This is a genomic window from Undibacterium sp. Di24W (genome assembly GCF_049340325.1).
GTDB lineage: Bacteria > Pseudomonadota > Gammaproteobacteria > Burkholderiales > Burkholderiaceae_D > Undibacterium.
The window spans coordinates 88,131-111,765 of sequence record NZ_JBMPOP010000001.1; the positions used below are offsets into that span (position 1 = coordinate 88,131).

General features: G+C 44.7%; 18 protein-coding genes and 2 tRNA genes. 11 read left to right on the forward strand and 9 right to left on the reverse strand.

All coding sequences use genetic code 11. From position 1 onward, the window contains the following. Positions 1 to 243: 243 nt before the first annotated feature. Positions 244 to 2,553 (reverse strand): NADP-dependent malic enzyme, encoded by a 2,310-nt coding sequence (locus ACO0KZ_RS00345; RefSeq protein WP_422991592.1) that lies wholly within the window; start codon positions 2,551 to 2,553, stop codon positions 244 to 246. Positions 2,554 to 3,026: 473 nt separating this feature from the next. Between ACO0KZ_RS00345 and ACO0KZ_RS00350 the strand changes: the two genes are divergently transcribed. The 4 genes from ACO0KZ_RS00350 to ACO0KZ_RS00365 all read left to right on the forward strand — a co-directional run bounded on the left by ACO0KZ_RS00350 (position 3,027) and on the right by ACO0KZ_RS00365 (position 5,670). Continuing rightward, entirely contained in the window at positions 3,027 to 3,518 is a 492-nt protein-coding gene (locus ACO0KZ_RS00350; protein WP_422991594.1) for a DUF6882 domain-containing protein, read from the forward strand. A gap of 44 nt (positions 3,519 to 3,562) precedes the next feature. After that, on the forward strand, positions 3,563 to 4,531 hold the full coding sequence (gene thiL, locus ACO0KZ_RS00355; RefSeq protein ID WP_422991596.1) for a thiamine-phosphate kinase: 969 nt from the start codon (positions 3,563 to 3,565) through the stop codon (positions 4,529 to 4,531). A gap of 14 nt (positions 4,532 to 4,545) precedes the next feature. After that, the gene (locus ACO0KZ_RS00360; protein WP_422991598.1) at positions 4,546 to 5,058 is read left to right on the forward strand and encodes a phosphatidylglycerophosphatase A; all 513 of its coding nucleotides are present in this window, start codon (positions 4,546 to 4,548) and stop codon (positions 5,056 to 5,058) included. A 126-nt stretch (positions 5,059 to 5,184) separates the two neighbouring features. Then, positions 5,185 to 5,670, forward strand: a complete 486-nt coding sequence (locus ACO0KZ_RS00365; RefSeq protein WP_422991600.1) for a CinA family protein — start codon at positions 5,185 to 5,187, stop codon at positions 5,668 to 5,670. A gap of 112 nt (positions 5,671 to 5,782) precedes the next feature. Here ACO0KZ_RS00365 and pyrF read toward each other — a convergent pair whose 3' ends face one another. The 3 genes from pyrF to ACO0KZ_RS00380 all read right to left on the reverse strand — a co-directional run bounded on the left by pyrF (position 5,783) and on the right by ACO0KZ_RS00380 (position 8,330). Next, entirely contained in the window at positions 5,783 to 6,610 is an 828-nt protein-coding gene (gene pyrF, locus ACO0KZ_RS00370; protein ID WP_422991602.1) for an orotidine-5'-phosphate decarboxylase, read from the reverse strand. Between the two features lie 295 nt (positions 6,611 to 6,905). After that, complete coding sequence (locus ACO0KZ_RS00375) at positions 6,906 to 8,081, reverse strand: acyl-CoA dehydrogenase (protein ID WP_422991604.1); 1,176 nt, start codon at positions 8,079 to 8,081, stop codon at positions 6,906 to 6,908. Positions 8,082 to 8,255: 174 nt separating this feature from the next. Next, positions 8,256 to 8,330: transfer RNA gene (locus tag ACO0KZ_RS00380), tRNA-Arg, on the reverse strand. 232 nt (positions 8,331 to 8,562) lie between these two features. Between ACO0KZ_RS00380 and ACO0KZ_RS00385 the strand changes: the two genes are divergently transcribed. Beyond that, on the forward strand, positions 8,563 to 10,479 hold the full coding sequence (locus tag ACO0KZ_RS00385) for an ATP-binding cassette domain-containing protein (protein WP_422991606.1): 1,917 nt from the start codon (positions 8,563 to 8,565) through the stop codon (positions 10,477 to 10,479). A 95-nt stretch (positions 10,480 to 10,574) separates the two neighbouring features. Here ACO0KZ_RS00385 and murJ read toward each other — a convergent pair whose 3' ends face one another. Then, a complete protein-coding gene (gene murJ, locus ACO0KZ_RS00390; RefSeq protein ID WP_422991608.1) occupies positions 10,575 to 12,128 on the reverse strand; it encodes a murein biosynthesis integral membrane protein MurJ in 1,554 nt (517 codons plus the stop codon). A gap of 192 nt (positions 12,129 to 12,320) precedes the next feature. On the opposite strand from murJ, the gene ACO0KZ_RS00395 reads away from it, so the two are divergent. Both ACO0KZ_RS00395 and ACO0KZ_RS00400 read left to right on the forward strand, forming a co-directional pair. Beyond that, positions 12,321 to 12,411: transfer RNA gene (locus ACO0KZ_RS00395), tRNA-Ser, on the forward strand. Between the two features lie 445 nt (positions 12,412 to 12,856). Continuing rightward, on the forward strand, positions 12,857 to 14,686 hold the full coding sequence (locus tag ACO0KZ_RS00400) for a M61 family metallopeptidase (protein ID WP_422991610.1): 1,830 nt from the start codon (positions 12,857 to 12,859) through the stop codon (positions 14,684 to 14,686). 169 nt (positions 14,687 to 14,855) lie between these two features. On the opposite strand, the gene ACO0KZ_RS00405 is transcribed toward ACO0KZ_RS00400, so the two are convergent. Then, positions 14,856 to 16,466, reverse strand: coding sequence for a M1 family metallopeptidase (locus tag ACO0KZ_RS00405; protein ID WP_422991612.1), 1,611 nt, complete (start codon positions 16,464 to 16,466; stop codon positions 14,856 to 14,858). Between the two features lie 254 nt (positions 16,467 to 16,720). On the opposite strand from ACO0KZ_RS00405, the gene ACO0KZ_RS00410 reads away from it, so the two are divergent. Beyond that, positions 16,721 to 17,356, forward strand: coding sequence for a hypothetical protein (locus tag ACO0KZ_RS00410; RefSeq protein ID WP_422991614.1), 636 nt, complete (start codon positions 16,721 to 16,723; stop codon positions 17,354 to 17,356). A 76-nt stretch (positions 17,357 to 17,432) separates the two neighbouring features. Here ACO0KZ_RS00410 and maiA read toward each other — a convergent pair whose 3' ends face one another. Both maiA and ACO0KZ_RS00420 read right to left on the reverse strand, forming a co-directional pair. Then, on the reverse strand, positions 17,433 to 18,089 hold the full coding sequence (gene maiA, locus ACO0KZ_RS00415; protein ID WP_422991616.1) for a maleylacetoacetate isomerase: 657 nt from the start codon (positions 18,087 to 18,089) through the stop codon (positions 17,433 to 17,435). Positions 18,090 to 18,223: 134 nt separating this feature from the next. After that, on the reverse strand, positions 18,224 to 20,770 hold the full coding sequence (locus ACO0KZ_RS00420) for a DUF349 domain-containing protein (RefSeq protein WP_422991618.1): 2,547 nt from the start codon (positions 20,768 to 20,770) through the stop codon (positions 18,224 to 18,226). Positions 20,771 to 21,045: 275 nt separating this feature from the next. Between ACO0KZ_RS00420 and ACO0KZ_RS00425 the strand changes: the two genes are divergently transcribed. Then, positions 21,046 to 21,516: a hypothetical protein gene (locus ACO0KZ_RS00425; protein ID WP_422991620.1), complete on the forward strand. Its 471-nt coding sequence runs from the start codon at positions 21,046 to 21,048 to the stop codon at positions 21,514 to 21,516. 39 nt (positions 21,517 to 21,555) lie between these two features. Here the strand turns inward: ACO0KZ_RS00425 and ACO0KZ_RS00430 are convergent, their stop codons facing one another. After that, positions 21,556 to 22,215 (reverse strand): DUF1345 domain-containing protein, encoded by a 660-nt coding sequence (locus ACO0KZ_RS00430; RefSeq protein WP_422991622.1) that lies wholly within the window; start codon positions 22,213 to 22,215, stop codon positions 21,556 to 21,558. A 191-nt stretch (positions 22,216 to 22,406) separates the two neighbouring features. Here ACO0KZ_RS00430 and ACO0KZ_RS00435 point away from each other — a divergent pair, with 191 nt between their 5' ends. Both ACO0KZ_RS00435 and ACO0KZ_RS00440 read left to right on the forward strand, forming a co-directional pair. Further along, positions 22,407 to 22,733 carry a hypothetical protein gene (locus ACO0KZ_RS00435; protein WP_422991624.1) on the forward strand — a complete coding sequence of 109 codons (327 nt, stop codon included), beginning with the start codon at positions 22,407 to 22,409 and terminating at the stop codon, positions 22,731 to 22,733. Beyond that, positions 22,733 to 23,599, forward strand: coding sequence for an HDOD domain-containing protein (locus ACO0KZ_RS00440; protein WP_422991626.1), 867 nt, complete (start codon positions 22,733 to 22,735; stop codon positions 23,597 to 23,599). The genes ACO0KZ_RS00435 and ACO0KZ_RS00440 overlap by 1 nt, the downstream gene beginning before the upstream one ends. Positions 23,600 to 23,635: the final 36 nt, after the last annotated feature.

Consider the following 23,635-nt stretch of genomic DNA (forward strand, 5'->3'; position numbering starts at 1 on the left):
TGGTATTGCCAAAAAAAGTTTCCCATCATTATTATCTCTCTATAATTTCGATATCTTTTACTACAACCGCCAAGTGGTATTGTAAATATATTTAATATTCATTCATCCGAATTGCCTCAACTTAAGTTAACTCAAGCCCATCGATGATTTTTGAAAGCGTAATGCTCAGCATCATTATTTAATTCCCCAAAAAAAAACCGCTGGCCGAGGCCAGCGGTTTGCATTAAGGAAGAGCTAAATAACTTAGCGCTGCGCTACCGCATCTACCACACAAAGTGCTGTCATATTAACAATGCGACGAACCGTTGCTGATGAAGTCAGAATATGTACCGGCTTCGCACAACCTAAAAGAATAGGGCCAATCGCAATATTGTTACCTGCGGCTGTTTTCAATAAATTATATGCAATATTGGCAGCATCGATATTTGGCATTACCAATAAATTCGCGTCACCTTTTAATGTGGATGTAGGCATCATTTTCTGGCGATAATCAGAATCCAAAGCAGTATCACCGTGCATTTCGCCATCGATTTCTAAATCTGGTGCGTCACGCTGGACGATCGCTAAAGCCGAACGCATTTTCTTGGCAGAATCGCTATTACTGGAGCCAAAATTGGAATGTGACAGCAATGCCGCTTTCGGTTGCAGTCCGAATCGACGCATTTCTTCTGCTGCCAAAATCGTGATTTCTGCGATTTGTTCAGCAGTTGGATTTTCATTGATATGCGTGTCCACCAGCACTAATTGACGATCAGGTAAAACCAGACCATTCATCGCCGCATACACGTTTACCCCAGCACGTTTTCCTAACACTTGATTAATGTAGAACAAATGCAAGCTACCAATACCAAAGGTGCCACAAATCATTCCATCAGCATCACCTTTATGTACCATCATCGCGCCAATTAAGGTATGACGACGACGCATCTCCAACTTAGCATATTGCTCAGTGATCCCCTGGCGGCAAGTCATTTGATGGTAGGTTTGCCAGTAATCTCTATAACGAGCATCCATCTCTGGATTAATCGCTTCAAAATCAACACCCGCACGTAAGCGCAATCCAAATTTTTCTATGCGTTTTTCTAAGATATGAGGACGTCCAACCAAGATCGGTTTTGCCAGCTTTTCATCCACCACGACTTGAACTGCGCGCAATACGCGCTCTTCCTCGCCTTCAGCGAAAACGATACGTTTGCGTGAATCGGGAGCTTTCTTGGCAATCTGGAACAGTGGTTTCATGAACGTACCGCTGTGGTACACGAATTGTTGCAACTTATCGCTATACGCCTGCATATCCTGAATTGGACGACCGGCCACGCCACAATCCTCAGCAGCTTTGGCAACAGCTGGGGCAATCTTGATCATCAAACGCGGATCGAACGGTTTAGGGATCAAGTATTCAGGGCCAAACGACAAGTTCGAAATACCGTAAGCAGAAGCAACCACATCCGATTGCTCTGCCTGCGCCAGATCGGCAATCGCATGAACTACAGCGATTTCCATTTCACGCGTAATGGTGGTTGCACCACAATCTAAAGCGCCGCGGAAAATGTAAGGAAAACACAGTACATTATTCACTTGATTTGGAAAATCAGAACGCCCGGTCGCCATCACAGCATCATCCCGAACGGCTTTGACTTCCTCAGGCAAAATTTCTGGCGTAGGATTAGCCAAGGCCAGAATCAGAGGCCGTGCCGCCATGGCTTTCACCATATCTTGTTTCAAAACACCACCTGCAGACAAGCCTAAGAAAATATCTGCATCAACAATCACTTCTTTCAGGCTACGTGCCGTGGTTTCTTGCGCAAAACGTTCCTTGTCCGGATCCATCAACTCCGCACGACCTTTATAGACCACGCCTGCCAAATCGGTCACGAAGATATTCTCGATCGGAAAACCCAGATCAACAATCAAATCAAGGCAGGCCAGCGCTGCCGCACCTGCGCCTGACACCACCAGTTTACAATCCTTGATACCTTTACCTACGACTTTTAAACCATTCAAAATCGCAGCGCCCACGATAATTGCGGTGCCGTGCTGGTCGTCGTGAAAGACAGGAATTTTCATCTTGTCGCGTAATTTTCGCTCAATATAAAAACACTCAGGCGCTTTAATGTCTTCCAAATTGATCCCGCCAAAAGTCGGCTCCAAGGAAGCGATAATATCGACCAGTTTATCCGGATCGGACTCATTGATTTCTATGTCAAAAACATCAATCCCCGCAAACTTCTTAAACAAAACGCCCTTACCCTCCATGACAGGCTTAGAAGCGAGCGGACCAATATTGCCCAACCCGAGTACCGCGGTACCGTTAGTAATCACACCCACCAAATTGCCGCGCGCAGTATATTTAAATGCCGCCGCAGGATCCGCCACAATTTCTTCACATGGCGATGCCACACCAGGCGAATAAGCCAAGGCCAGATCACGCTGATTGGTTAATTGTTTAGTTGGCGTTACGCTAATTTTGCCTGGGGTAGGAAATTCATGATATTCCAAAGCAGCTTGACGCAATTGTTTACGAAGTAACTCTTTTTGTTCTGGCGAATCCATGCGGGTCAATTCCTTCTTTATACAAACTGATATAAACAAACAGGGGGGGCTAATGATTCTAGCAGACAGGCAACATTTGCTTCATACGTATTTATACGAGTTCCATTACTTTTTTGCATAAACCCAGCAGGAAAACGATTTTAGAACGATAAAAACTTAGTTTTTCAGCATGAAATGAGGATTTTTGTGATTATTTACATACTTGTGCCTCACCCATTTGATAAAAATAAATAACAGAACATATTGCCCCAGTATTTTCCTTGCTTTTTCGTCCACGATGATGAGGTAAAAAATGCTACACAAGCTGATATATAAGCCAAAAAACAGCACTCCAGCCAAACTTCAATTGCTTAGTTGCATGTTTTCCAGTATTTTTCCAAGACGAAAAAAATTATGGCATTAAAAGAATGCATTGCCAGTGTCGCTCACAAAAGTGACTGACACTTTTGTGTACTAGAAAGCGATAAAAAAAGATGGTGAAGCTGTTTCAACGCGAGAAAAATTTTGAAGCCTATATCGCCAATAGCGTAGAGGAAACTCAGATTGCCAATATGCTGCACAACACCAACTGGCGCTTGGGTGAAGAAAAGTCCTGGCATCTGGATCAAGCAAATGGCCAACTACTTTTAACCTTTGATGACGGCTCCTTCGCATTGGCACCTGCGCAAATCGTCGGTACTTATCACCATCAAGATAGTAGTTTTTTGTGGGCATGGGATCACCCTTCTGTAATCCCAGCGCTACAACGCAACGCCACTACCGTCAAACAATTTGGCAAGGAACAAGGTGCAAGGGAACTTACCAAAAACAAACTAAAATGCACAGAACATCGCGCTTGGGAATTGACCGCGCTGACGATGCGACTGAATCAAGCTAAAGGTGCCTACAGAGTTCAGATTAAACCGGGTGTGAGTATGTTTTTGACCTTCGGCGAAGTACAGATTGCACACGAAGCCAAATCCTGATGACATTTTTAACCGAGTTTGAAACGCTTTAGTTACAATGTCGGATGCTTTCTGAATTCGATCTCATCAAACAATATTTCGTACAAGATTACGCACCAGATCCGCGCTTTGCTTTGGGTATCGGCGACGACTGCGCGCTACTAAACCCTAGTCTTGGCATGCAACTCGCTATTTCCAGTGACATGCTGGTATCTGGTAGACATTTTTTCCCTGATGCAGATCCCTATTACCTCGGCCATAAGTGTCTGGCAGTCAATCTATCTGACCTGGCAGCGATGGGGGCCAAACCACTTGCATTCACACTGGCACTGTCATTGCCTGAAGCGAATCCGACTTGGCTCGCTGCGTTCTCAAAAGGTCTATTAACGTTGGCAGATGCTCATCAATGCCGACTGATTGGCGGTGATACGACCAAGGGTCCTCTCAATATTTGCATCACCATATTTGGTGAATTGCCTCCTGCATCCGCCTTGCGTCGAGATGCGGCTAAGGCGGGAGATGATATTTGGATTTCAGGTAATTTGGGCGACGCACGCCTGGCACTTGCTGCGTATTGGAAAGAAGTTAATTTGAGTGAAGAATTTCATCAACAAGCCGCGACGCGAATGCATCAACCGACAGCCCGTATCGCTTTGGGTATAGCCTTGCGTGGGGTTGCACATGCGGCACTGGACATCTCCGATGGACTAATCGGCGATCTCGGGCATATATTAAGTGCGTCCAAAGTTGGTGCGAGTTTGTACGCAGATATGCTTCCCTCGGGCCCTATTTTGGAACTTCAAGATGTGCAATTGCGTCGAGAGTTTACTTTAGCGGGCGGCGACGACTATGAATTATGTTTCACCGCACCTGTCGTGCAACGGGAAGAAGTTTTGGCGGCGGGTCGCTCGAGTAACACGGCGGTAACGCGTGTAGGTCAAATTGAAGTCGAGTCTGGCATACGAGTGCTAGATCAAAACGGCGAAGCGCTCGATCTACGACTAAAATCTTTTGACCATTTCAGTTCGCCCTAAGGATTTGACGCAACATGGACAGCAATCCACATCCAATATTGAAACCGGGTCCCAGCTTTATGCTGGCGCATCCTGCCCATTTTTTGTCTCAAGGATTTGGCAGCGGCCTTTCACCTATCATGCCTGGGACAGCAGGAACCTTATTTGCATGGCTGAGTTTTGCCGTATTGAGCTTACGCTGGCCCACTCTTTTCACTCCCCTGGTTTGGGGCGCCATTATTGTAATAGGCTATTTCATTGGTGTATGGGCTTGCGAAGTGACCGGGAAAAATTTAGGCGTTGCCGATCACGGTAGTATGGTGTGGGATGAAATCATCGCATTTTGGTTGGTTCTCCTGTTCATCACACCTGCACCACTCATGACACAATTTTGGGCATTCATTGCATTTCGTTTTTTTGACATGGTCAAACCGCCGCCAATTGGCTATTTCGATCGCCAATTTAAGGGGGGGTTTGGGGTTATGTTTGACGATATCGTGGCAGCTTTCTTTGCCTTGTTAGTGTTCGCTTTTTCGCGCATTTGGTGAACAAGCAATAGGTTCGGGTAGACAAAAATCCTTTAGATAAATCACCTAAACAAAGATGCTAAGTGCTAAAGTATTCATGCAGAGAATAGCTGCGAAAAGGCGTTCTAAATTCAAGGAGACAAAATCATGACTGACATGATAGCACTAGCGGAAAAAGTGGGTGAAGCACTTAGATCTAAAAAGCTATTACTTTCTGTCGCGGAGTCTTGCACAGGTGGTGGTGTGGCTTACGCCTTAACAGAAATTGCAGGTTCTTCCGAATGGTTTGATTGCGGTTTCGTGAGTTACTCCAATTCTGCAAAAACCGAAATGTTAGATATTTCCGCCTCGCTCATTGCGCAGCATGGTGCTGTCAGCGAAGAGATCGCGGCGGCGATGGCAGAAGGTGCGCTGGCAAATTCTGAGGCACACGTTTCTTTATCCACTACCGGCATCGCTGGCCCTGGCGGTGCGGTACCGGGAAAACCCGTTGGTACGGTATGTTTCGGCTGGCGCGTTGGTGGCGTGACGCATACTGAGCGTAAAGTGTTTGCGGGTGACCGACATGCAGTGCGGGAGCAAACCGTGGCGCATGCACTCAATAAATTACTACGCTATGTCGATGAGATTTAAATTCGTGAAAAACTAAGCTAAAAAGGCGCGAAGAAATTATTCTCCGCGCCTTTTTAATTTTTCATTCTTAATGAATTTACGCCTACCAAATTTGACGAAGGTATTTGATACATTAAGATGGTAGACGGAACAGATTAATAGCATCCCGCGTTTCCAAAGCCACACGTCGTGCCGCCTTAGCATAAATTTCATCAGCTACTGGCCTGGCATACAAAATCGCCCGTGAAGAATTAATCATCATACCCGTGCCGTTTGCAGTGCGACCAGCGCGTACCGTAGATTCTACATCACCACCCTGTGCTCCCACGCCTGGAATCAGCAAAGGCATATCACCGATCAAAGCACGCACTTGAGCAATTTCATTTGGAAAGGTCGCACCGACGACAAGCGAACACTGTCCATTGGTATTCCATTTATCTGCGACCAACTGCGCGACGTGTTGATACAAAGGCTTACCGCCTACATCCAAAAATTGTAAATCAGAGCCGCCTGCATTTGAGGTACGGCACAATACAATTGCGCCACGATCTTTCCATTCCAAATAAGGCGCAACCGAATCAAAACCCATGTAAGGATTGACTGTCACAGCATCGGCGTCATAACGCTCGAACGCCTCACGTGCATATTGCTCAGCTGTTGCGCCAATATCACCGCGTTTAGCATCTAACACGATAGGAATACCCGGATAAGTCGTTTTGATATAACGGCAAATCGCTTCCAACTGATCTTCGGCGCGCAAGGCAGCGAAGTAAGCAATCTGAGGTTTAAAGCTGCATGCCAAATCAGCAGTAGAATCAACTATCGTCTTGCAAAAAGTAAAAATTGCATCTGACTGACCCGCTAGCTCGGCGGGAAGTTTATTCACATCAGGATCTAGACCTACACATAATAAAGAATTATTGGTAGTCCAGGCATTGGATAGTTTTTGTAAAAATGTCACGGTGTATCTCTATTGTCTGAAATGGCATCGCAAGCGCGATTCCAATATAAAAGTGAGAGAACCTCAAGCAGTTCAGCCAAGCTAAACTTTAATACCATCATTCCGGCATAGGCCAGAATCCAGTGGAGTAACAGTTGAAAGACACTGGATCCCTGCCTACGCAGGAATGGCAGCTTCGAACTCTCGCCTTAGCTGAATTACTTTAAGGATCAAACCTACCATTTTCATAGGTTTCTAAACCGCCATTATAAACTATCGCATTTTCAGACCTGAAAATGTCAAGCCAAGCAAACAATTAAAAGGCAGCAATCCCCGTTTGAGCGCGACCTAAAATCAAAGCATGAATATCATGCGTACCTTCATAGGTATTCACAACTTCCAAGTTCACCAAGTGACGCGCAATACCAAATTCGTCCGAAATTCCGTTACCACCCAACATATCTCGCGCTGTTCTGGCGATATCTAAAGATTTGCCGCAAGAATTACGTTTCATGATGGACGTGATCTCGACTGCAGCAGTGCCTTCATCTTTCATACGGCCAAGGCGCAAACAGCCTTGCAAGGCCAAAGTAATTTCGGTCTGCATATCTGCAAGTTTTTTCTGCACTAATTGATTTGCCGCTAACGGTCGACCGAACTGGATGCGATCCATCGTATATTGACGCGCGGTATGCCAGCAAAATTCAGCGGCGCCCAAAGCACCCCAGGCGATACCGAAGCGAGCAGAATTCAAACAGGTGAACGGTCCTTTTAAACCCTCCACATGCGGCATCAAATTTTCTTCTGGTACAAACACAGCGTCCATCACGATTTCACCGGTAACCGAAGCACGCAAACCCACTTTGCCGTGAATCGCCGGCGCCGATAAACCTTCCCAGCCTTTTTCCAAGATAAAGCCCCGAATCCTACCATCATCGGTCTTCGCCCATACCACGAACACGTCAGCGATCGGGCTATTGGTAATCCACATCTTCGCGCCAGTCAGCAGGTAGCCACCATCAACCGTTTTAGCGCGTGTCACCATACTGCCGGGATCAGAGCCATGATCGGGCTCCGTCAAACCAAAACAACCGATCCATTCACCAGTAGCCAACTTAGGCAAATACTTACGCTTTTGCGCCTCGCTACCGAATTCGTTAATCGGCACCATCACCAGCGAAGACTGCACACTCATCATAGAGCGATAGCCAGAATCAATACGCTCTACTTCACGCGCTACTAAGCCATAACAAACATAATTCAAACCCGCACCACCGTATTCGGCAGGAATCATAGAGCCGAGCAAGCCCAATTCACCCATCTCACGAAAAATCGCTGGATCGGTGCGTTCATTACGGAAGGCGTCCAAAATTCGCGGTGCCAACTTTTCTTCGCAATACACGCGGGCCGCTTCTTGAACCATGCGCTCGTCGTCGCTCAGTTGCGAACTCAATAACAGCGGGTCTTCCCATTGAAATGATGCTCTTGCCATATCAGTCTCTCAAGTTTTTGTGGTTGGTCTTATCGTGATTGGGATCAAAATATCCAGGGGCATCAACGATTATTATCTTAGACCAACATGCTAACCGATTTAGGAGCAAGTGGAAATTTGAACTGTGCCAATTTATCAACGAAAAGTGGCGTAAATGTGGGAAATTGAAAGATTTGGTCCCTCCGACAAGAATCGAACTTGTATCCCACGCTTAGGAGGCATGTGCACTATCCATTGTGCTACGGAGAGACTCTTGAAACCCATGCAAAGCTTTTTCACAGACTTCGCGATTCCTTGGTTAAATACTAAAAACCAGCAAGAAACGAAGCCCGCCATCTTACCTGACAGACCAACAACAATCAAATGCAATCCGCCTGAAACGATGAAACCGAATGCAACTAGCGTACAATAGCGCCTTTCTTGGTTTTTAACGACCTTCATCTACACGCATCGGCTCTCTTTAGCTCGGCAGAAGTTTTTTATGGCAGTCATCTCTCTCAGTAACGCGCAACTCGCATTTGGTCACGTTGCCCTCCTCGATCACGCAGAATTTTCCATCGAAACTTCAGAACGCGTGGGTTTAATCGGTCGTAATGGCACCGGCAAATCTTCATTACTCAAAATCATCGCGGGTAAATTTAAACTCGATGATGGTCTCTTGGTAATGCAGCAAAACATTAAGATTGCCTATGTTGAACAAGAGCCGCAATTTGATCCTGATCAGTCCGTGTTTGATGCAGTCGCATCTGGCCTAGGCGACTTACCGAAACTATTGCAAGAGTACGAAGCGATTACTGGTCAATTTGGCGGTGACAATGACGACGCATTGATGGAACGCATGCATGATATTCAGGTACAGCTCGACGCGGCAGACGCCTGGAGTTTAGGTAACACCGTTGAGACGACTTTAGAGAAATTGAATTTATCCAAAGATGCGATCATGAGCACGCTATCTGGTGGTATGAAAAAACGCGTGGCTTTAGCATGTGCTTTAGTCAGTGCGCCCGATGTTTTACTGCTCGATGAACCAACCAACCATTTGGATTTCTCTTCGATTAAATGGCTAGAAGGTCTATTAAAAGATTTCAAAGGCAGCGTACTCTTCATTACCCATGATCGTAGCTTCCTCGACAATGTAACAACGCGCATCATCGAATTAGATCGCGGCAAGATCACGTCTTTCCCGGGCAATTTCACGACCTATCAAGTACGCAAAGAAGAACAATTAGTTATCGAAGAAGTTGAAGCCGCGAAGTTCGATAAATTTTTAGCGCAAGAAGAAGTTTGGATACGCAAAGGCGTGAAAGCCCGTCGTGTGCGCGATGAAGGCCGTGTTAAACGTCTTGAGCAATTGCGTCTGCAACGTGCAGCGCGTCGTGATCAACAAGGTCAAGTACGTCTCGATGTCACCACAGGCGAGCGTTCAGGCAAGATCGTGGCGGAATTGGAAAACGTCTGTAAGAGCTTTGGCCCGAAAAATATTGTCGATAACTTCTCCAGCATTATTATGCGCGGCGACAAGATTGGTTTGATTGGCCAGAACGGTGCAGGTAAAACGACCCTATTGAAAATGATTTTGGGTGAAGATCAACCGGATAGCGGCACTGTAAAACAAGGTAGCAAATTGCAGATCGCTTATTTTGATCAAATGCGCACGCAATTGAATGAGGAAGTCAGCCTAGCAGAAACGATTTCTCCTGGTAGCGATTTTGTCGAAATCAACGGTCAGCGTAAGCACGTCATGTCTTATCTCGGCGATTTCTTGTTCGCACCTGAACGTGCACGCTCTCCGGTTAAAACTTTGTCCGGTGGCGAACGCAATCGTCTCTTGTTAGCGCGTTTGTTTGCCAAGCCAGCTAACGTCTTGGTGCTCGACGAACCGACCAATGATCTCGACATCGATACATTAGAATTATTGGAAGAGTTACTGGAAGATTACGATGGCACGGTATTCTTGGTCAGCCATGACAGAACCTTCCTCGACAATGTGGTAACACAAGTCATCGCGTCTGAAGGCGATGGCGTCTGGAAAGAATACATTGGTGGCTACACCGATTGGGAAACCTACAAGAATTCCCCTGCTGGCAAGGCGGTAACTGCGCCAGCAAAACAAAAAACCGATAACAAGTCGCCAGTCAGTAGCATGACCGCACCTGCGGCAAAAGTTGAAGCTAAGCCGAAAAAGCTCAGTTACAAAGAGCAAAAAGAATTGGATGAATTGCCGACTTTAATCAGTAATTTGGAAACCGAACAAAAGACGATTTCTGCAAAACTTGCTGATGGTGATTTCTATAGAGACGCCACACCGGACGCCATCAAAAAACTCAATGAACGTTTTGCGGAGATCGATGAATTGCTGATGGCCGCATTAGAAAAGTGGGAAGCGATCGGCGGCTAAAACTGTCTAGAATGAAGTAAAAAGTCCAAGTAAAAAAGAGAAGCTCAGGCTTCTCTTTTTTTAATTGGACGATAATTAACGCTATCAATAACGAACTAGCGCGAGACTTTTCTAAAATCACGCAAGCGAAATCCCATCACAAATAGAGAGCTGAAATACACCAGCATACAGGTGATGATCACGCCCCCCATGAAGGCTGCTCTTATCCATCGATTGCTTTGCAATGCAATCCAATCGAGTTGCGAAGCTGATCCAAAGCCAACTAACCCCATCAGCAATAAAGCAACACTCAATTTAACAAAGAACTTTAACCATCCAATTGAGGGTGTATAAAGCTCGCGTTTTCGTAATCCGTGATAGAGCATCGCTGCATTCACACAAGCACCTAATCCCACCGACAAAGCCAAACCAGCTTGGTGTATGAATGGCACAAATAAGACATTCATGACCTGCGTGATGACTAAAACAATCAGGGCGATTTTGACCGGAGTGCGGATATCTTGTTGTGCATAAAAGCCTGGCGCCAAGATTTTTACCAAAATTAAACCAGTCAAACCGACCCCATAAGCGGCTACGGCTTTCGCAGTTTCACTCACTGCATGCGCGTCAAATTTACCATTGTGAAACAAGGTCGCGGTCAAAGCATCCGATAAAGTTAACAAGCCAACCGCAGCGGGCAATGCCAATAAACAGGTTAAGCGCAACCCCCAATCCAGCAAAGATGAATACTCTGTTTTATCGGCATTCGCTTTAGCAGCTGACAAGCTCGGCAACAATACTGTTCCCAGCGCGACGCCCAACATTGCTGAAGGAAATTCCATCAAGCGATCCGCAAAATTCAATTGGGAAGCGCTACCATCGGGCAAAAATGAAGCCCAAGTTGAATTGATCATGATACTAATTTGTGTCGCAGACACCGCCAATACCGCCGGTCCCATCTGTTTTAAAACTCGACGTACTTTTGGATCGCGCAATGCGAATGCGGGATCCCAGGAAATTCGCGGCAGCATACCGATTTGTATCAAGGAGGGAATTTGTATCGCTAACTGCAACAAACCGCCAACGAAAACGGCAAACGCTAAGGCATAAATCTGCTTTTCTTTTCCAAACCAAGCCAAAGAAAAATAAGCGGCAACGATGAAGCAAAGATTAAGTAAAACTGGCGTAAAAGCCGGAATTTTAAATCTGCGCCAAGTATTCAAAATACCACTAGACAGCGCGACTAAGGACATGAAGCCAATATACGGAAACATGATACGAGTAAGATTTACTGTCAGATCAAACTTCGGCGTTCCCCAAAAACCAGAAGAAAACATCAGCACCAATACAGGGGCACCAAGCACGCCGATCACACAAGTAAAGAGCAACACCCACAACAACACAGTCGCGACATGATCGACCAACTCTTTCACTTCATCATCGGAACTCTTATTGCGATACTCGGCAAGAATGGGCACAAAGGCTTGCGAAAAAGCCCCCTCTGCAAACAAGCGACGAAAAAAATTCGGAATTTTAAATGCCTGCACATAGGCATCCATCATCGCACCAGCGCCAAAATAGGCGCCAAACAATACATCGCGAATCAAGCCCGTAATACGCGACAACATGGTCATACTGCTAATTGCAGCGAGTGTTTTTAATAAGTTCATGGGGCAAGATTATAGCCTCAGGACTTGCAAAAACCACCGCAAAAATCCGAATAAAAAACAATCAGCAAGTGCAAGCTTCTTTGCAACTAACCTTAGCTACCCCAGAATAAAGGTTTTACAAACGGCGTTTAGACTGCTATACTTTCGAGCTTCCCAAATGGCTTGTAGAAATGTAAGGTATTTGACGAATTCGGAGAGATGGATGAGTGGTTTAAGTCACACGCCTGGAAAGCGTGCGTAGGTTCATAGCCTACCGGGGGTTCGAATCCCCCTTTCTCCGCCAGAATATTAAAAGCCACGTAAGCAATTACGTGGCTTTTCTATTTTTTAATTCGTTCAAATATAGATTGCTGTCCCTCAACAAGCTTTCAGTCTCGTCCAGTTTCCCCCAAATTGCCCAACCACCTCGCAAATTTGAAAATATATTTTCTATTGAGTCGAAAGTAGTCACTATCCATAGCCACTCAATTACTCAGACAAAACCAGACTGTCTGATATACACAACGCCAGATACAAAACGATACACAAAGGTGGCATAGGAAAAAGAACCAGATTCTGTGCCAAGAACACGCAAAGCTAGGCAAATTGTTTTCTGACTTGGGCTGCAAATAATAAAAATAAATTTTCATACTCCGTGTTTCATTGACAAGCCTTTATTTTGCCTGCATGCTTGCCTTGCAATGCAATTTTGCGCAATTAAACTCCCTCTAGCTCAACAAAAATATAAGATGAAAAAGACACTTCTTAGCTCACTTACCTTAGTTTGTGCCATGGCAGCACCATCCGCTTTTGCCGATGTTCAGTACCAAATCAAAATCACCAACCCTGCACAACACTTAGCGGAGGTTCAAATCGACTTCCCTGCCGTTTCCGGTAAGACCTTGGATGTGCAAATGCCGATTTGGCGTACTGGTCGTTACGAAGTATTAAATCTGGGAAAAAATGTCCGTCAATTTGTGGCGACGAATGGCAAAGGCAAGGCCTTAAGTTTCGCCAAAACCGACAAAGGCACCTGGCAAGTCAAGACGCAACCCGGCGATACGGTCAAGATTTCTTACGAAGTGTATGCCAACGCTTTGGGCGAGCGGACTCAGCATATCGATGACACACACGCCTACTTAGATGCCAGCGGCATTTTGATGTATGCAGCACCGTTCCGCAGTCAAGCAGTCAAAGTCAGTTTGGAAACACCGAAAAACTGGATCTCACGTTCCGGCATGGACACGGGCAGTTGTGATCATTGCTTCGTGGCGAAGAACTACGACATATTAATTGATTCACCAATTGAGACGGGTGAACATGAATTCCATAGTTTCGATGTGGATGGCAATACCATCGAATTGGCGATATGGGGTCGTGGTAACTATGACGGCAAAAAAATGGCGAGTGACTTGAAAAAAGTAGTCGAAGAAGGTCGCAAAATGTTTGGAGCATTTCCATTTAAGCGTTATTTATTTATTGTGCACGCGACCGATGGTGTTGGCGGCGCGACCGAGCATATCAATTCCACGGTAATCCAAAAAACACGTTGGGGCTTTGCGCCACGCAAAGAATACTTGGGCTTTATCCGCACCGCAGCGCATGAATTTGTCCACACATGGAATGTAAAGGCCTATCGTCCTAAAGAGATGGTACCTTACGAATATCAAAAAGAAAATTACACACGCTTGCTGTGGATGGCGGAAGGCAACACCTCGTATTTTGAAGAAATTTTGACTTTGCGTGCAGGCATACAAACACGTGATGAATTCATGGAAGAGTTTGCCAAAGCTCTGCTGGCCTACGAACACCAACCGGGCCGCTTCCAACAAAGCGCGGCGGAGTCCAGCTTTGACGCTTGGATTGACGCAGGTGGAGAACGTGCGCGCAATGCTTCTGTCAATATTTATAGCAAGGGTATGCTGTTAGCGACGGCTATGGACATCGCCATCCGCGAACAAACTAAAGGTGCCAAAGGCTTTGAGCATGTGCACCAATATCTATATCAACATCATACCGTTGATAAAGGTGGCTACTCAGAAGCAGATGTTCGCACAGCTTTAAAAACGGTGACTGGCAACGATTGGTCAGCCTGGTGGGCTAAATATGTCGACGGCCTAGGCGAGATTCCATTTAGCGAATTGTTCTCTCAGGTTGGCATGCGTTATGTCGTCGAAGGTGGTAAGGATGATGAACAAAAAGAAGAATGGTTCACAGGCTGGCGTACAAGAGATACGGGTGACCATCCAGTTGTAATCGAGGTTGAACGTGATAGTCCAGCTTGGAAAGCGGGCGTGGTAGCGGGTGATATTTTGGTGGCAGGTAATGGTTTGCGTCTAACATCAAAAGATATCAACGATAAACTTTGGTTGCAGCAACAAACACCCATTAAACTAAGCGTGTTCCGCCGCGATGAATTACGTGAAATTGCATTGATTCCAACTCGACAAATTAAAGGCAAAGCGAAATTAAAAGCCTTAGATAATGTCACGGATCAGCAGAAAGAATTGAACGCGCGTTGGTTAGGTGTGGCGTGGCCTGCAGCTAAATCTGCTGTATCTGCGGGTGCTGACAAATAAAATTTATCTCTGCTCATTGCTTATACCAAATTAAGCAGTAGCACAATCAGCTGGCTGCGTAAGAGTCAATGTTGCAAATGAGAACGCCGGTAACTTTTTCGAAGCTACCGGCGTTTTCTATGAATACCTCAGCGGACTTATTTCAACCGTGACGCCGACTTAATTGAAGTTACTTCGGTTCCACTTTCGCTTCCATTAGTAAACGCACCATAGGATCAACACTGATTAAGTTGGGCACCCCGACAACTGGAAACATGAATTCCTGACTTTTTTGGTTCACACGTACTGTTTGCAATTGCATTTTGCCATCATTAGTTTGTATTGCTAGATCTAATGGAAATGCAAATTGAGCTACTCCTTGGACTTGATCCACCGTTAATGTGATTACTCTCTTACTCGAATCGAAATGCCATTGCAATGCTAACTTTGGATACCCCGCTTGGTATAACCATTGCTGAAAGAATGCTGACAAATCCTTACCAGAAACTTGCTCCATAGACGTCTGAAAATCTGCACTTAAGACATTCTTACCCGCAAATTTTGTATAGTAATGACGTATCCCGCTCCAAAATATTTCATCGCCCAATTCCTGTCTCAACATATGCAAAACCCAACCTGCTTTTTCATAGGTATTGGGACTTAACACTTGCTTAGGGTCTCGAATTTCGGTGTCGACAATAGGACGATTCACACGCTGATGGAAACGGACAATCTTTTCGCGATCTGCCAGCATTTGTTTCACAAAGCGCTCGCGACCATAAGTATGCTCGATATACAAATTCGTAAAGTAAGTCGCGAAGCCCTCACTCAGCCAAACATGATGCCAGTCATTCTCTGTCGTCGAATTACCAAACCATTGGTGCGCGATTTCGTGCGCGACCAAAGCTTCTTGTTCGCCTTTGCCTGTTACTGAATTTTCAAAATAGAAAATTGTATTGGCGTTCTCAAGACCACCAAAGCGAGTTTTGGACTGTACGTTTGCCAATTTTTTGTAAGGGTACGGGCCAACATTTTTTTGAAAGTAATCTAAGGCTTTCACCGCCACTGCATAATCATTAAATCCGTCTAAACGATTTTGTGGGAACACCCAACTCGTTATAGAGACATCATTCAATCTGGCACTCTCTTGCATCGCGAAACGCGCGACACCTATGACCATCACCTTCACCGCGATGGGCACATCCTCGCGCCAGTGCGTCAGTTTTCTATCGCCGTCAAGACTACTCTCCTCTACCTTCAAACCATTTGCCACGACAGCATATTGTGCAGGCGCAGTAATTAGAAATTCGACCGCTGCTTTGTCACTTGGATGATCGATAGTCGGTAACCATTGATGTCCCTGATCTGGCCAATTGTCCGCAAAAAACACTCGGTCACCATATTTATTCTTACTGATATGCAAACCAGACTTAGGAATGCCTTGATAGGTGATCTCCAAACTTACCAAATCATTACTTGCGCTCATCTGTGGTAAGTGAATGGAGAGGCGATCATTGATATGTTCGAATTGCAGCGATTGCTCACCTGACTTTACCTGTAAAACTTTCATGCCATGCATACCATCAGTCTGGCCAGCTAAATCAAGCGCGAACTCTTGAATGGGGCTAAGCGTACGTAATGTCACAATTGCCTTCGCTTTAATCAGTTCAGACTGATCACTGAGTTCAATATAAAACTTATAGCGCTCTATATCTAAGGCACGGTTTTTAGGATAAAAATCACGGCCAAATGCGGGGGCGAGCAAAGTCGCAATTACTAATCCACACAAAAAATGTTTCATAAATCTTTTTATTTGGAAGTTAAAAAATGGATCTGGAAGAATAGGCAAGTTAATCATCTATGTCATTCTAACGGTATTACTTATAGCATGGCAAAAAATGGTATTCGGAAGAGGCATGCCTTACCTAGTTGTGAATAAAAGTAAAATGTGTTCACAATTCACTTTTTTAGCATCTTCCTACTTGTTTCCTTTCAAACTATCACATATGATTAAAACGAAAACTGTAATATTTATCCAAGTTAAGGGAGCTACTGATGGAACGTCACCATAGCAGTAAACAGCCCGATTGGAACTTGCACTCGACATTACCAAAGCTGACCTCGAATGCAATGCCGTGCGGCAACTTACACACCTACCGAGCCATTATTAATTTGGAGGTTGAGAGTGTATTCACCTCAGACGATGAAAATGAAGATAGCATCGTATTTCTGTCTGAAGAGGATGAAGAAGGAAGTGCTAATAAAGCTATTCTTCCGTGGAAGATATTAATTGCGGACGATGATTCAAACGTACACGACACCACTGTACTGGCATTAAGCGGTGTTGAAATTCACGGCAAGCCTTTGGAGTTTCTGCATGCATTTTCTGCCAAAGAAGCAAGGCAAGTGGCAGAAAACAATCCTGATACCTCCTTGATACTCCTAGATGTTGTCATGGAGACAGTTGATGCAGGTTTAAAGCTAGTCAATGTCTTACGTGACGACTTATCACGCAAAAATCTTCGCATTGTGTTACGTACAGGTCAACCAGGTTATGCGAAAGAAAATTTGATGGGTAATTATGCGATTGATGGCTACGCGACCAAATCCAAATTAACGCGATCGATTTTAATCAGTATGCTAAACGAAGTTTTAGATGCCAATTTAGATAAAGACAAACTGCCAAATTGAGTCTCTCCGTGCATTGCGCGTTTAGGCGTATTAGTTTGGATTAAATACAAAAGCCAGGAAATTTCCTGGCTTTTTTCTATTCTGCATCAGCTTGATTCCCAGGAGCAGCCCGATCAAAAGCGTCCAGTGCCAGACAACGCTCATTAATTTCAAGAATCTTAGGCATAGCGCTTAAATCACATTTAAAGCGCTGCGCATTGTAGACTTGTGGAATCAGACAGCAGTCCGCCATTCCGGGCCTATCACCAAAACAAAAATTGCCACTACGGCCGCCCTGCGCCAAACGCTGCTCTATCGCTGACAACCCCAATTCACACCAATGCCGGTACCATGCATTTTTTTGCTCATCTGTTGCCGCAAAATTTGCGCTTAGGTATTTCAAAACTCGTAAGTTATTGACGGGATGGATATCGCAAGCGATCGACAAGGAAAGTGCCCTTACATAGGCACGATCGGCGGAGTCCATGGGCAACAAGGCAAATTGTGGATACTTCTCTTCCAAATACTCAAGAATTGCCAAAGATTGGCTGATTACATGCTCATCACCATTTTCCGAATCGACTAAAGCGGGGACGAGTGCTTCCGGATTAATCGTTCTGTATTGTTCTGAAAATTGCTCACCGCCATCCTTGACCAAATGCACTGGCAGTTGCTCGCATTCTATCCCTTTCAGATTTAAAGCAATTCGTACTCGATACGATGCGGAACTTCTAAAATAACTATACAACTGCATTGATACACCTTTCTATTTCGCCAAATGTCGCTAAATACAACTATGCTGCCGCCAATTGCAGCGTCTGTAGATTCAAAAAAACTGTATTACTAAAATCCAATTTTATTTGACGTACAAATAATAATTGAAGACTTTTATTGCACTTTCAAATTTACCTTATGAAACAATGTTTCGACACGTTGCTGCATCTTAGTATCTACGTTCAACGGCAAACTCAGTAGATGGTTTAACAGCTCCAGCACTTGCGTTTTATCTTGTCCATTCTTCAGAGATGACTGCAATACTTGAACTTGTTTCTGCAAACGTTCACGCCTCAATTCAACTGGGCTATCGACGCCCAACAATATCTCTAAATGTAATAAGGTATCTTCAATCTCTGAACGTTTAATATTAGCTCTTTCTTGGTAAGCGCCAACATCAGCCACGCCATCTGATGGTTCTAATAAACCGCACACCAAGTCAAATTTTTTCTGCAAATTTTTACTAATGGGCGAATTAGGTAGTGCATCTGTATTCCAATCATGCTTTAAGGTTTGTAGTGCAACTGAGTCAATCGCAGAACTCGACAGTAAAGCCTCAACTTGCAAGCAAGTATGCAGTTTAGCCAGGATCTGTTGCGACTTTTCTCGCTCAATTCGTTCTTGCAATTGAATCATTTGCTGCTGCATGCCATCCAATAGCGCTTGAAACTTTGTTTCTATCTGTTGTTCATCTGCACGCGGCACTTGACCGAGTTGGCGCCATGCACTTCTCGCATCGGCGATCAGTCCCGACATTTTTTGGACTTCATTTAACTCACCCAGACTCACTTGCTGCAACTCCAAACAGATTTTTTCTTTTGCTTGCAGATTTTCTTGTCGCAGCTTGTCAGCACTCTCCACGTTTGCCCTTTTCTTCTCAAACACGGCATCACAAGCCGCACGAAAACGCTCCCACAACGCTTGATCATCTTTGCGCGGCAAGGGAACACTAGCAGCTTGTATTTGCCAGCGTTGCTGCAATTGACGTAATTGGTCAACGGCGTTTTTTTGCGCGCTATCTAACTGACTCGCTGACAAAATCAAGGCTTCGCGTAAAGCGACCTCTTCCTGTTGACGTGCAGCCAAAGGTTGGCGCAATTGATTCAGCAAAGTATCAAACTCTTTGTCCAAACGGTTCTTATCTTTACGGTCCACATGCCCCAAACCACGCCAATTTTGTTGCATCTGTTGGATGGTACTTACGATGCTCTTCCAGTCATTTTTTTCCGGTTGGTCGTTTGAAGAATCTAATACAGGTGTAAGCAATGCCTGAACCTGTGCTTGCCAATCAACAAGTTTTGTCTCTGCTTGTAGCAGATTGGCCCGACGTTGTTCGTTTTGTTCGCTAAAAAACTGCGTCGCAGGCGCGTAGGCAGCGTTGCACGCAGCGTCAAATCGTGTCCATAGTTCTTTACTGGCAGCACCGCTGCTCGCTTCAGTTTGTTTCCATTGTTCACGCAATGCCGAGACAGTTCCGACAATTTCTTTCGGGCTAAGCTTTAATCCCGCCAAACCTTCTGCCGTATTCACTAACTCATCACGGGACGCGTTACCACTCCATTTTGCCCATGACAATAAATGTAATAATTCTTTGCGTGCCAGATTGACCCGCTCTTTCAGCTCCACACTCAGCACTATATTTGCATAGCTTTGCTTGGTATCCAAATCTCGCAACTCGCGATCAAACTGACGCGCATTCTGCACACTACCCTGCTCCAAAGCCGCTTCCATTTGTTGCAGACTCGATTCGATCTGTTCAAGTGACAGTGATAAATGCGGCTTACTTATTTTTTTGTTCCCTGGTTTATTTACTGGTTTTCCTTGCCCGATTGAGCCAAAGGGAACATTGACGCATAGTTCACTTGGCGTATTATTTTCCGGTGACGAAACCGTCTCATTAATTGGCTCGGACTTTGCATTTGCCCTGCGCCAATTATCCTGTATTGCGTTTAACTTTAGCTGGCATTCGATTAGCAAATGTTTAGGTAAAGAAGCGGCATTTTCATCGGAAGAACAAGCATCAAATTTTGCCTGCCAATCTAAAAACTTCCTGCCCAAATCGCTAGCGGCATGATCCTCAACATGCTCAAATTCCTGCATCAAAGTCAATATGCGTTGCTGCAATTGAATCTGTTGACTCAAGCGATTTGTCAGAGCCTGACGTTTCTCCTGGAATTGGGCTTTGACTGCTTCAGAAAATGACTTGACCTGCGCATATCGCTTATCAAGGTCAACTAATTGATTGCTTAAAATAACGGTCTGCTGCAATAAACTGTCCGCTGCCGCAACGCAGGCTTGCGCCGCCATGTCGTTTTGTGAATTTTCGGAAATCTCGTCAAGACGCGTCTGGAGTAATTTTGCAACCCGCTTATCTAGCTTACGCATCGCAGGTAAAACTTTCACCATACCCGACTGGCTTACAATTTTTTGCGCGACCTGAAAACGTCCATCCGCAAAATCACACTGCCCCAACAATTCAATTAATATGGTTTCATCATTCGCCGCTGCATCAACTTTTTGCAAAAATAATTGGCGCTCTTGCTCTCTACTTTTATGTTTATCCTCAGCTTGCTGATGCGTATTTAGAGTTGCTGCGACTTGTTGATCATTTTTCTTAGCATCAGAACGACCATGTATCAATTTGGAGATGAAATCAAACATAAGGGATGTTATTAAATTAAAGGAAATAAGCGAAAGTAAGCATCATAACAAGACTTAGACTGAAATCATAAAAATCCATGCTTTGTTGGAGGATTAAACACAGGCGTGATTAATATTGCTCGGCAGTTGGGCTAAAGAATAAATTGAAAGGCCGGATTCTGATCTATCACTGCTGCTCCGATTGAAATATTTTGTTTCAATTTTATGTATTTGCCTGTCTGCTGCTTTTGCTGAGGCAGCGTTATTGAGGTACTGGTCAAACTCAGGAGCATAAAATGAAAAACCACTTATTCAAGAAGTTACTTATTGCCATGGCATTGGTAGAAGTTAGCGCCGTTACGCTTAATGCCAATGCGCACGATCGCTATTCACCTGTGCAAGTATATTCGCGACCAGCGCCAGTACAGTTTTACGATTTCGTTTATTACCCAAGTCACCAGGTCTATTTTTCACCACGTGCCCGCACTTGGTATTGGTCAGAAGGCGCCCTCTGGCGTTCAGGTGGTCGCTTACCATTTGGCATCGACCTCAAACTTGGCGGCATACCCATCCAACTTCGTTCTGCCTTACCATACTACGACCATGTTTACGTCGAACAACGTTACGGGCGGCCATGGAGAACGACGCACTATGATCACCACGACTATCTAGAACGAAGAGACTTTGATGACAGATACGGCCGCCATCACAGATACAACCGACGCGACGACCTAGAGAATCGGCATGATGGGCACAGTAGATGGTAGCAAAACTCTGTCTCTGGATGGATTCGTGACCACTATCGCTTAATTGCCAACAAGGCCAGCTGCAATATTGATAGAAAAGCCCAGTATCGCAGCGTTGAACATAAAACTTAGCACTGATTGTGCAAGTACTGTTTTTCGCATGGTACGTGACATCACCATTACATCCGAGGTTTGCAGTGCGACTGCGATCGTAAAGGAAAAATATAGAAAATCCCAATAGTCAGGATGCGCCTCTTGATTTGGGAATTGCAGTGCCCGTTGCTCCTTTGGAGATCGGTAAAAAAGCAAAGCATAATGAAAGGTAAAAATCGTAGCAAGTAATAGCCAAGCACCTATCACGGTGGCGCTGGTAAGCAAGTATTTCAACAGTCTCATTTCACCGTTAAGTTCACGTAAATTAGACAATTCAAACACGATAGCAATTAAGCTTGCTGTTGCTGAACAAGCCAAAATGAACAAAACCGCGAAAGCGCTATTATCCTCACGCTGAGCCACCTTCACGACACTCTCATGACTAGACCCACGCAACAGCCAAACAACTAAAAGTAAATAGATCCAAACAGTCACATTCCACGCCATGAGCACTTTACTAACTAGACTCCAATCAACAGGAAGCAAAAAAAATCCAAATATTCCCAAGACTAAAGCAAATACAAATCGTGGTCGATGAATGACGAAATCTCGGAATAGGTGGTTCATTGAATACTTTATATTTACTAGAAGTTGGTTTTAAACGACGAAATTAACTGTACAGCAAAACAAAACCGCCATTTGGCTTGCAGCATGCTAACGCGATAGACGACATTCAGCGCAAACACTTCACCAAATTACAACACTCCCTTATATTTCCTAAAAAAATCATTACACTGACGTAACAGGAGACCTCTTTTATGAGTAAGAAACACCATTTTATTCCAGTGTCAAAAGTTCGTGCAGGAATGATTTTGTCCGAGAATTTGTTAGATAAACTTGGTCATGTATTGTTGCCATCAGGAACCGAACTGACTGAGAATACCATTAAAGCGATGGCTCACCACGAGATACACCAACTCGCAGTTTTATCTGACTCAGCTGATGCTGAGAACGACAATAGTGATATTGAGTTTCAGCAAAAGAAAATTGCCAGACTTGATGCTATCTTCAGACATGCGCCGGTTGGTGAACCGACCGATATGTTGAGGATCTACGTTGAGAAGTATCGCAGGAGTAAATCTTAATGAGCCAATACATCAAAGATCATAATAACCATGAGATTTCCTTAGAAGAAGTCATCAACAAAATTAACGACTTGCCTACTCTACCGCAGGTCGCTCAAGAAATGCTCAGTGACCTTAACAGTGACGATATTAGTTTAGACACTATTGTAGAAAAGGTCGCCTTAGATCAATCACTCGCGGCAAAAGTACTAAAAGTTGCCAATACGTCTTATTATGGTGCGAATTCCAAAGTCGTTACCATCCAACAAGCCATCTCGATGCTAGGCACGAAAAACCTCAAGAATCTTATCCGCACCAGTATCTTTACCCACAATCTACCGGTGGCAAACTGCAGAGGCTTCGATAGTTTTGGTTTCTGGCGCCACAATATTGCTACTGCAATATGCGCGGAACTTATTTCACGCAGTTTGCATCTAAAACATGATTTCGCATTCACAGCAGGCTTGCTACATGATATTGGCCGTTTAGTTTTAGTGTCACGCTTTCCTAAAAAATACGAGGAAGTCATTAGGTGTGCAACAGAAAAAGACTGTAGTTTACTTGATGCAGAGCGCACTATACTTGGCGTCGATCACGTATCAGTAGGATTAATCCTTGCTCTACAATGGAATTTTTCTGACGCCATACAAGATGCAATTCGTGGACATCACGAACCGGACCATAAGGAGCTCAATTCAATTGCCTCAATCGTGCATGTCGCAAACGCAATAGTTCACGCTCTCGATCTATGCGACAACCCGCACGAAATGGTGCCCGCCGTATCCCAATTCGCTTGGGACAATTTAGGTCTATCCGAAGAGGCTTATATAGCGATATTTGAAGAGACAGAAATGCGCTTTGAAGCATTAAATCAAATTATTCAATAAGACCTCGCAAACGAGTATCATCTTATTTTATTCATC

Coding starts and splice junctions, on each gene's coding strand:
- ACO0KZ_RS00345 (WP_422991592.1), bottom strand. CDS start 2,553: ATGGATTCGCCAGAACAAAAAGAGTTACTTCGTAAACAATTGCGTCAA.
- ACO0KZ_RS00350 (WP_422991594.1), top strand. CDS start 3,027: ATGGTGAAGCTGTTTCAACGCGAGAAAAATTTTGAAGCCTATATCGCC.
- thiL (WP_422991596.1), top strand. CDS start 3,563: ATGCTTTCTGAATTCGATCTCATCAAACAATATTTCGTACAAGATTAC.
- ACO0KZ_RS00360 (WP_422991598.1), top strand. CDS start 4,546: ATGGACAGCAATCCACATCCAATATTGAAACCGGGTCCCAGCTTTATG.
- ACO0KZ_RS00365 (WP_422991600.1), top strand. CDS start 5,185: ATGACTGACATGATAGCACTAGCGGAAAAAGTGGGTGAAGCACTTAGA.
- ACO0KZ_RS00375 (WP_422991604.1), bottom strand. CDS start 8,081: ATGGCAAGAGCATCATTTCAATGGGAAGACCCGCTGTTATTGAGTTCG.
- ACO0KZ_RS00385 (WP_422991606.1), top strand. CDS start 8,563: ATGGCAGTCATCTCTCTCAGTAACGCGCAACTCGCATTTGGTCACGTT.
- murJ (WP_422991608.1), bottom strand. CDS start 12,128: ATGAACTTATTAAAAACACTCGCTGCAATTAGCAGTATGACCATGTTG.
- ACO0KZ_RS00400 (WP_422991610.1), top strand. CDS start 12,857: ATGAAAAAGACACTTCTTAGCTCACTTACCTTAGTTTGTGCCATGGCA.
- ACO0KZ_RS00405 (WP_422991612.1), bottom strand. CDS start 16,466: ATGAAACATTTTTTGTGTGGATTAGTAATTGCGACTTTGCTCGCCCCC.
- ACO0KZ_RS00410 (WP_422991614.1), top strand. CDS start 16,721: ATGGAACGTCACCATAGCAGTAAACAGCCCGATTGGAACTTGCACTCG.
- maiA (WP_422991616.1), bottom strand. CDS start 18,089: ATGCAGTTGTATAGTTATTTTAGAAGTTCCGCATCGTATCGAGTACGA.
- ACO0KZ_RS00420 (WP_422991618.1), bottom strand. CDS start 20,770: ATGTTTGATTTCATCTCCAAATTGATACATGGTCGTTCTGATGCTAAG.
- ACO0KZ_RS00425 (WP_422991620.1), top strand. CDS start 21,046: ATGAAAAACCACTTATTCAAGAAGTTACTTATTGCCATGGCATTGGTA.
- ACO0KZ_RS00430 (WP_422991622.1), bottom strand. CDS start 22,215: ATGAACCACCTATTCCGAGATTTCGTCATTCATCGACCACGATTTGTA.
- ACO0KZ_RS00435 (WP_422991624.1), top strand. CDS start 22,407: ATGAGTAAGAAACACCATTTTATTCCAGTGTCAAAAGTTCGTGCAGGA.
- ACO0KZ_RS00440 (WP_422991626.1), top strand. CDS start 22,733: ATGAGCCAATACATCAAAGATCATAATAACCATGAGATTTCCTTAGAA.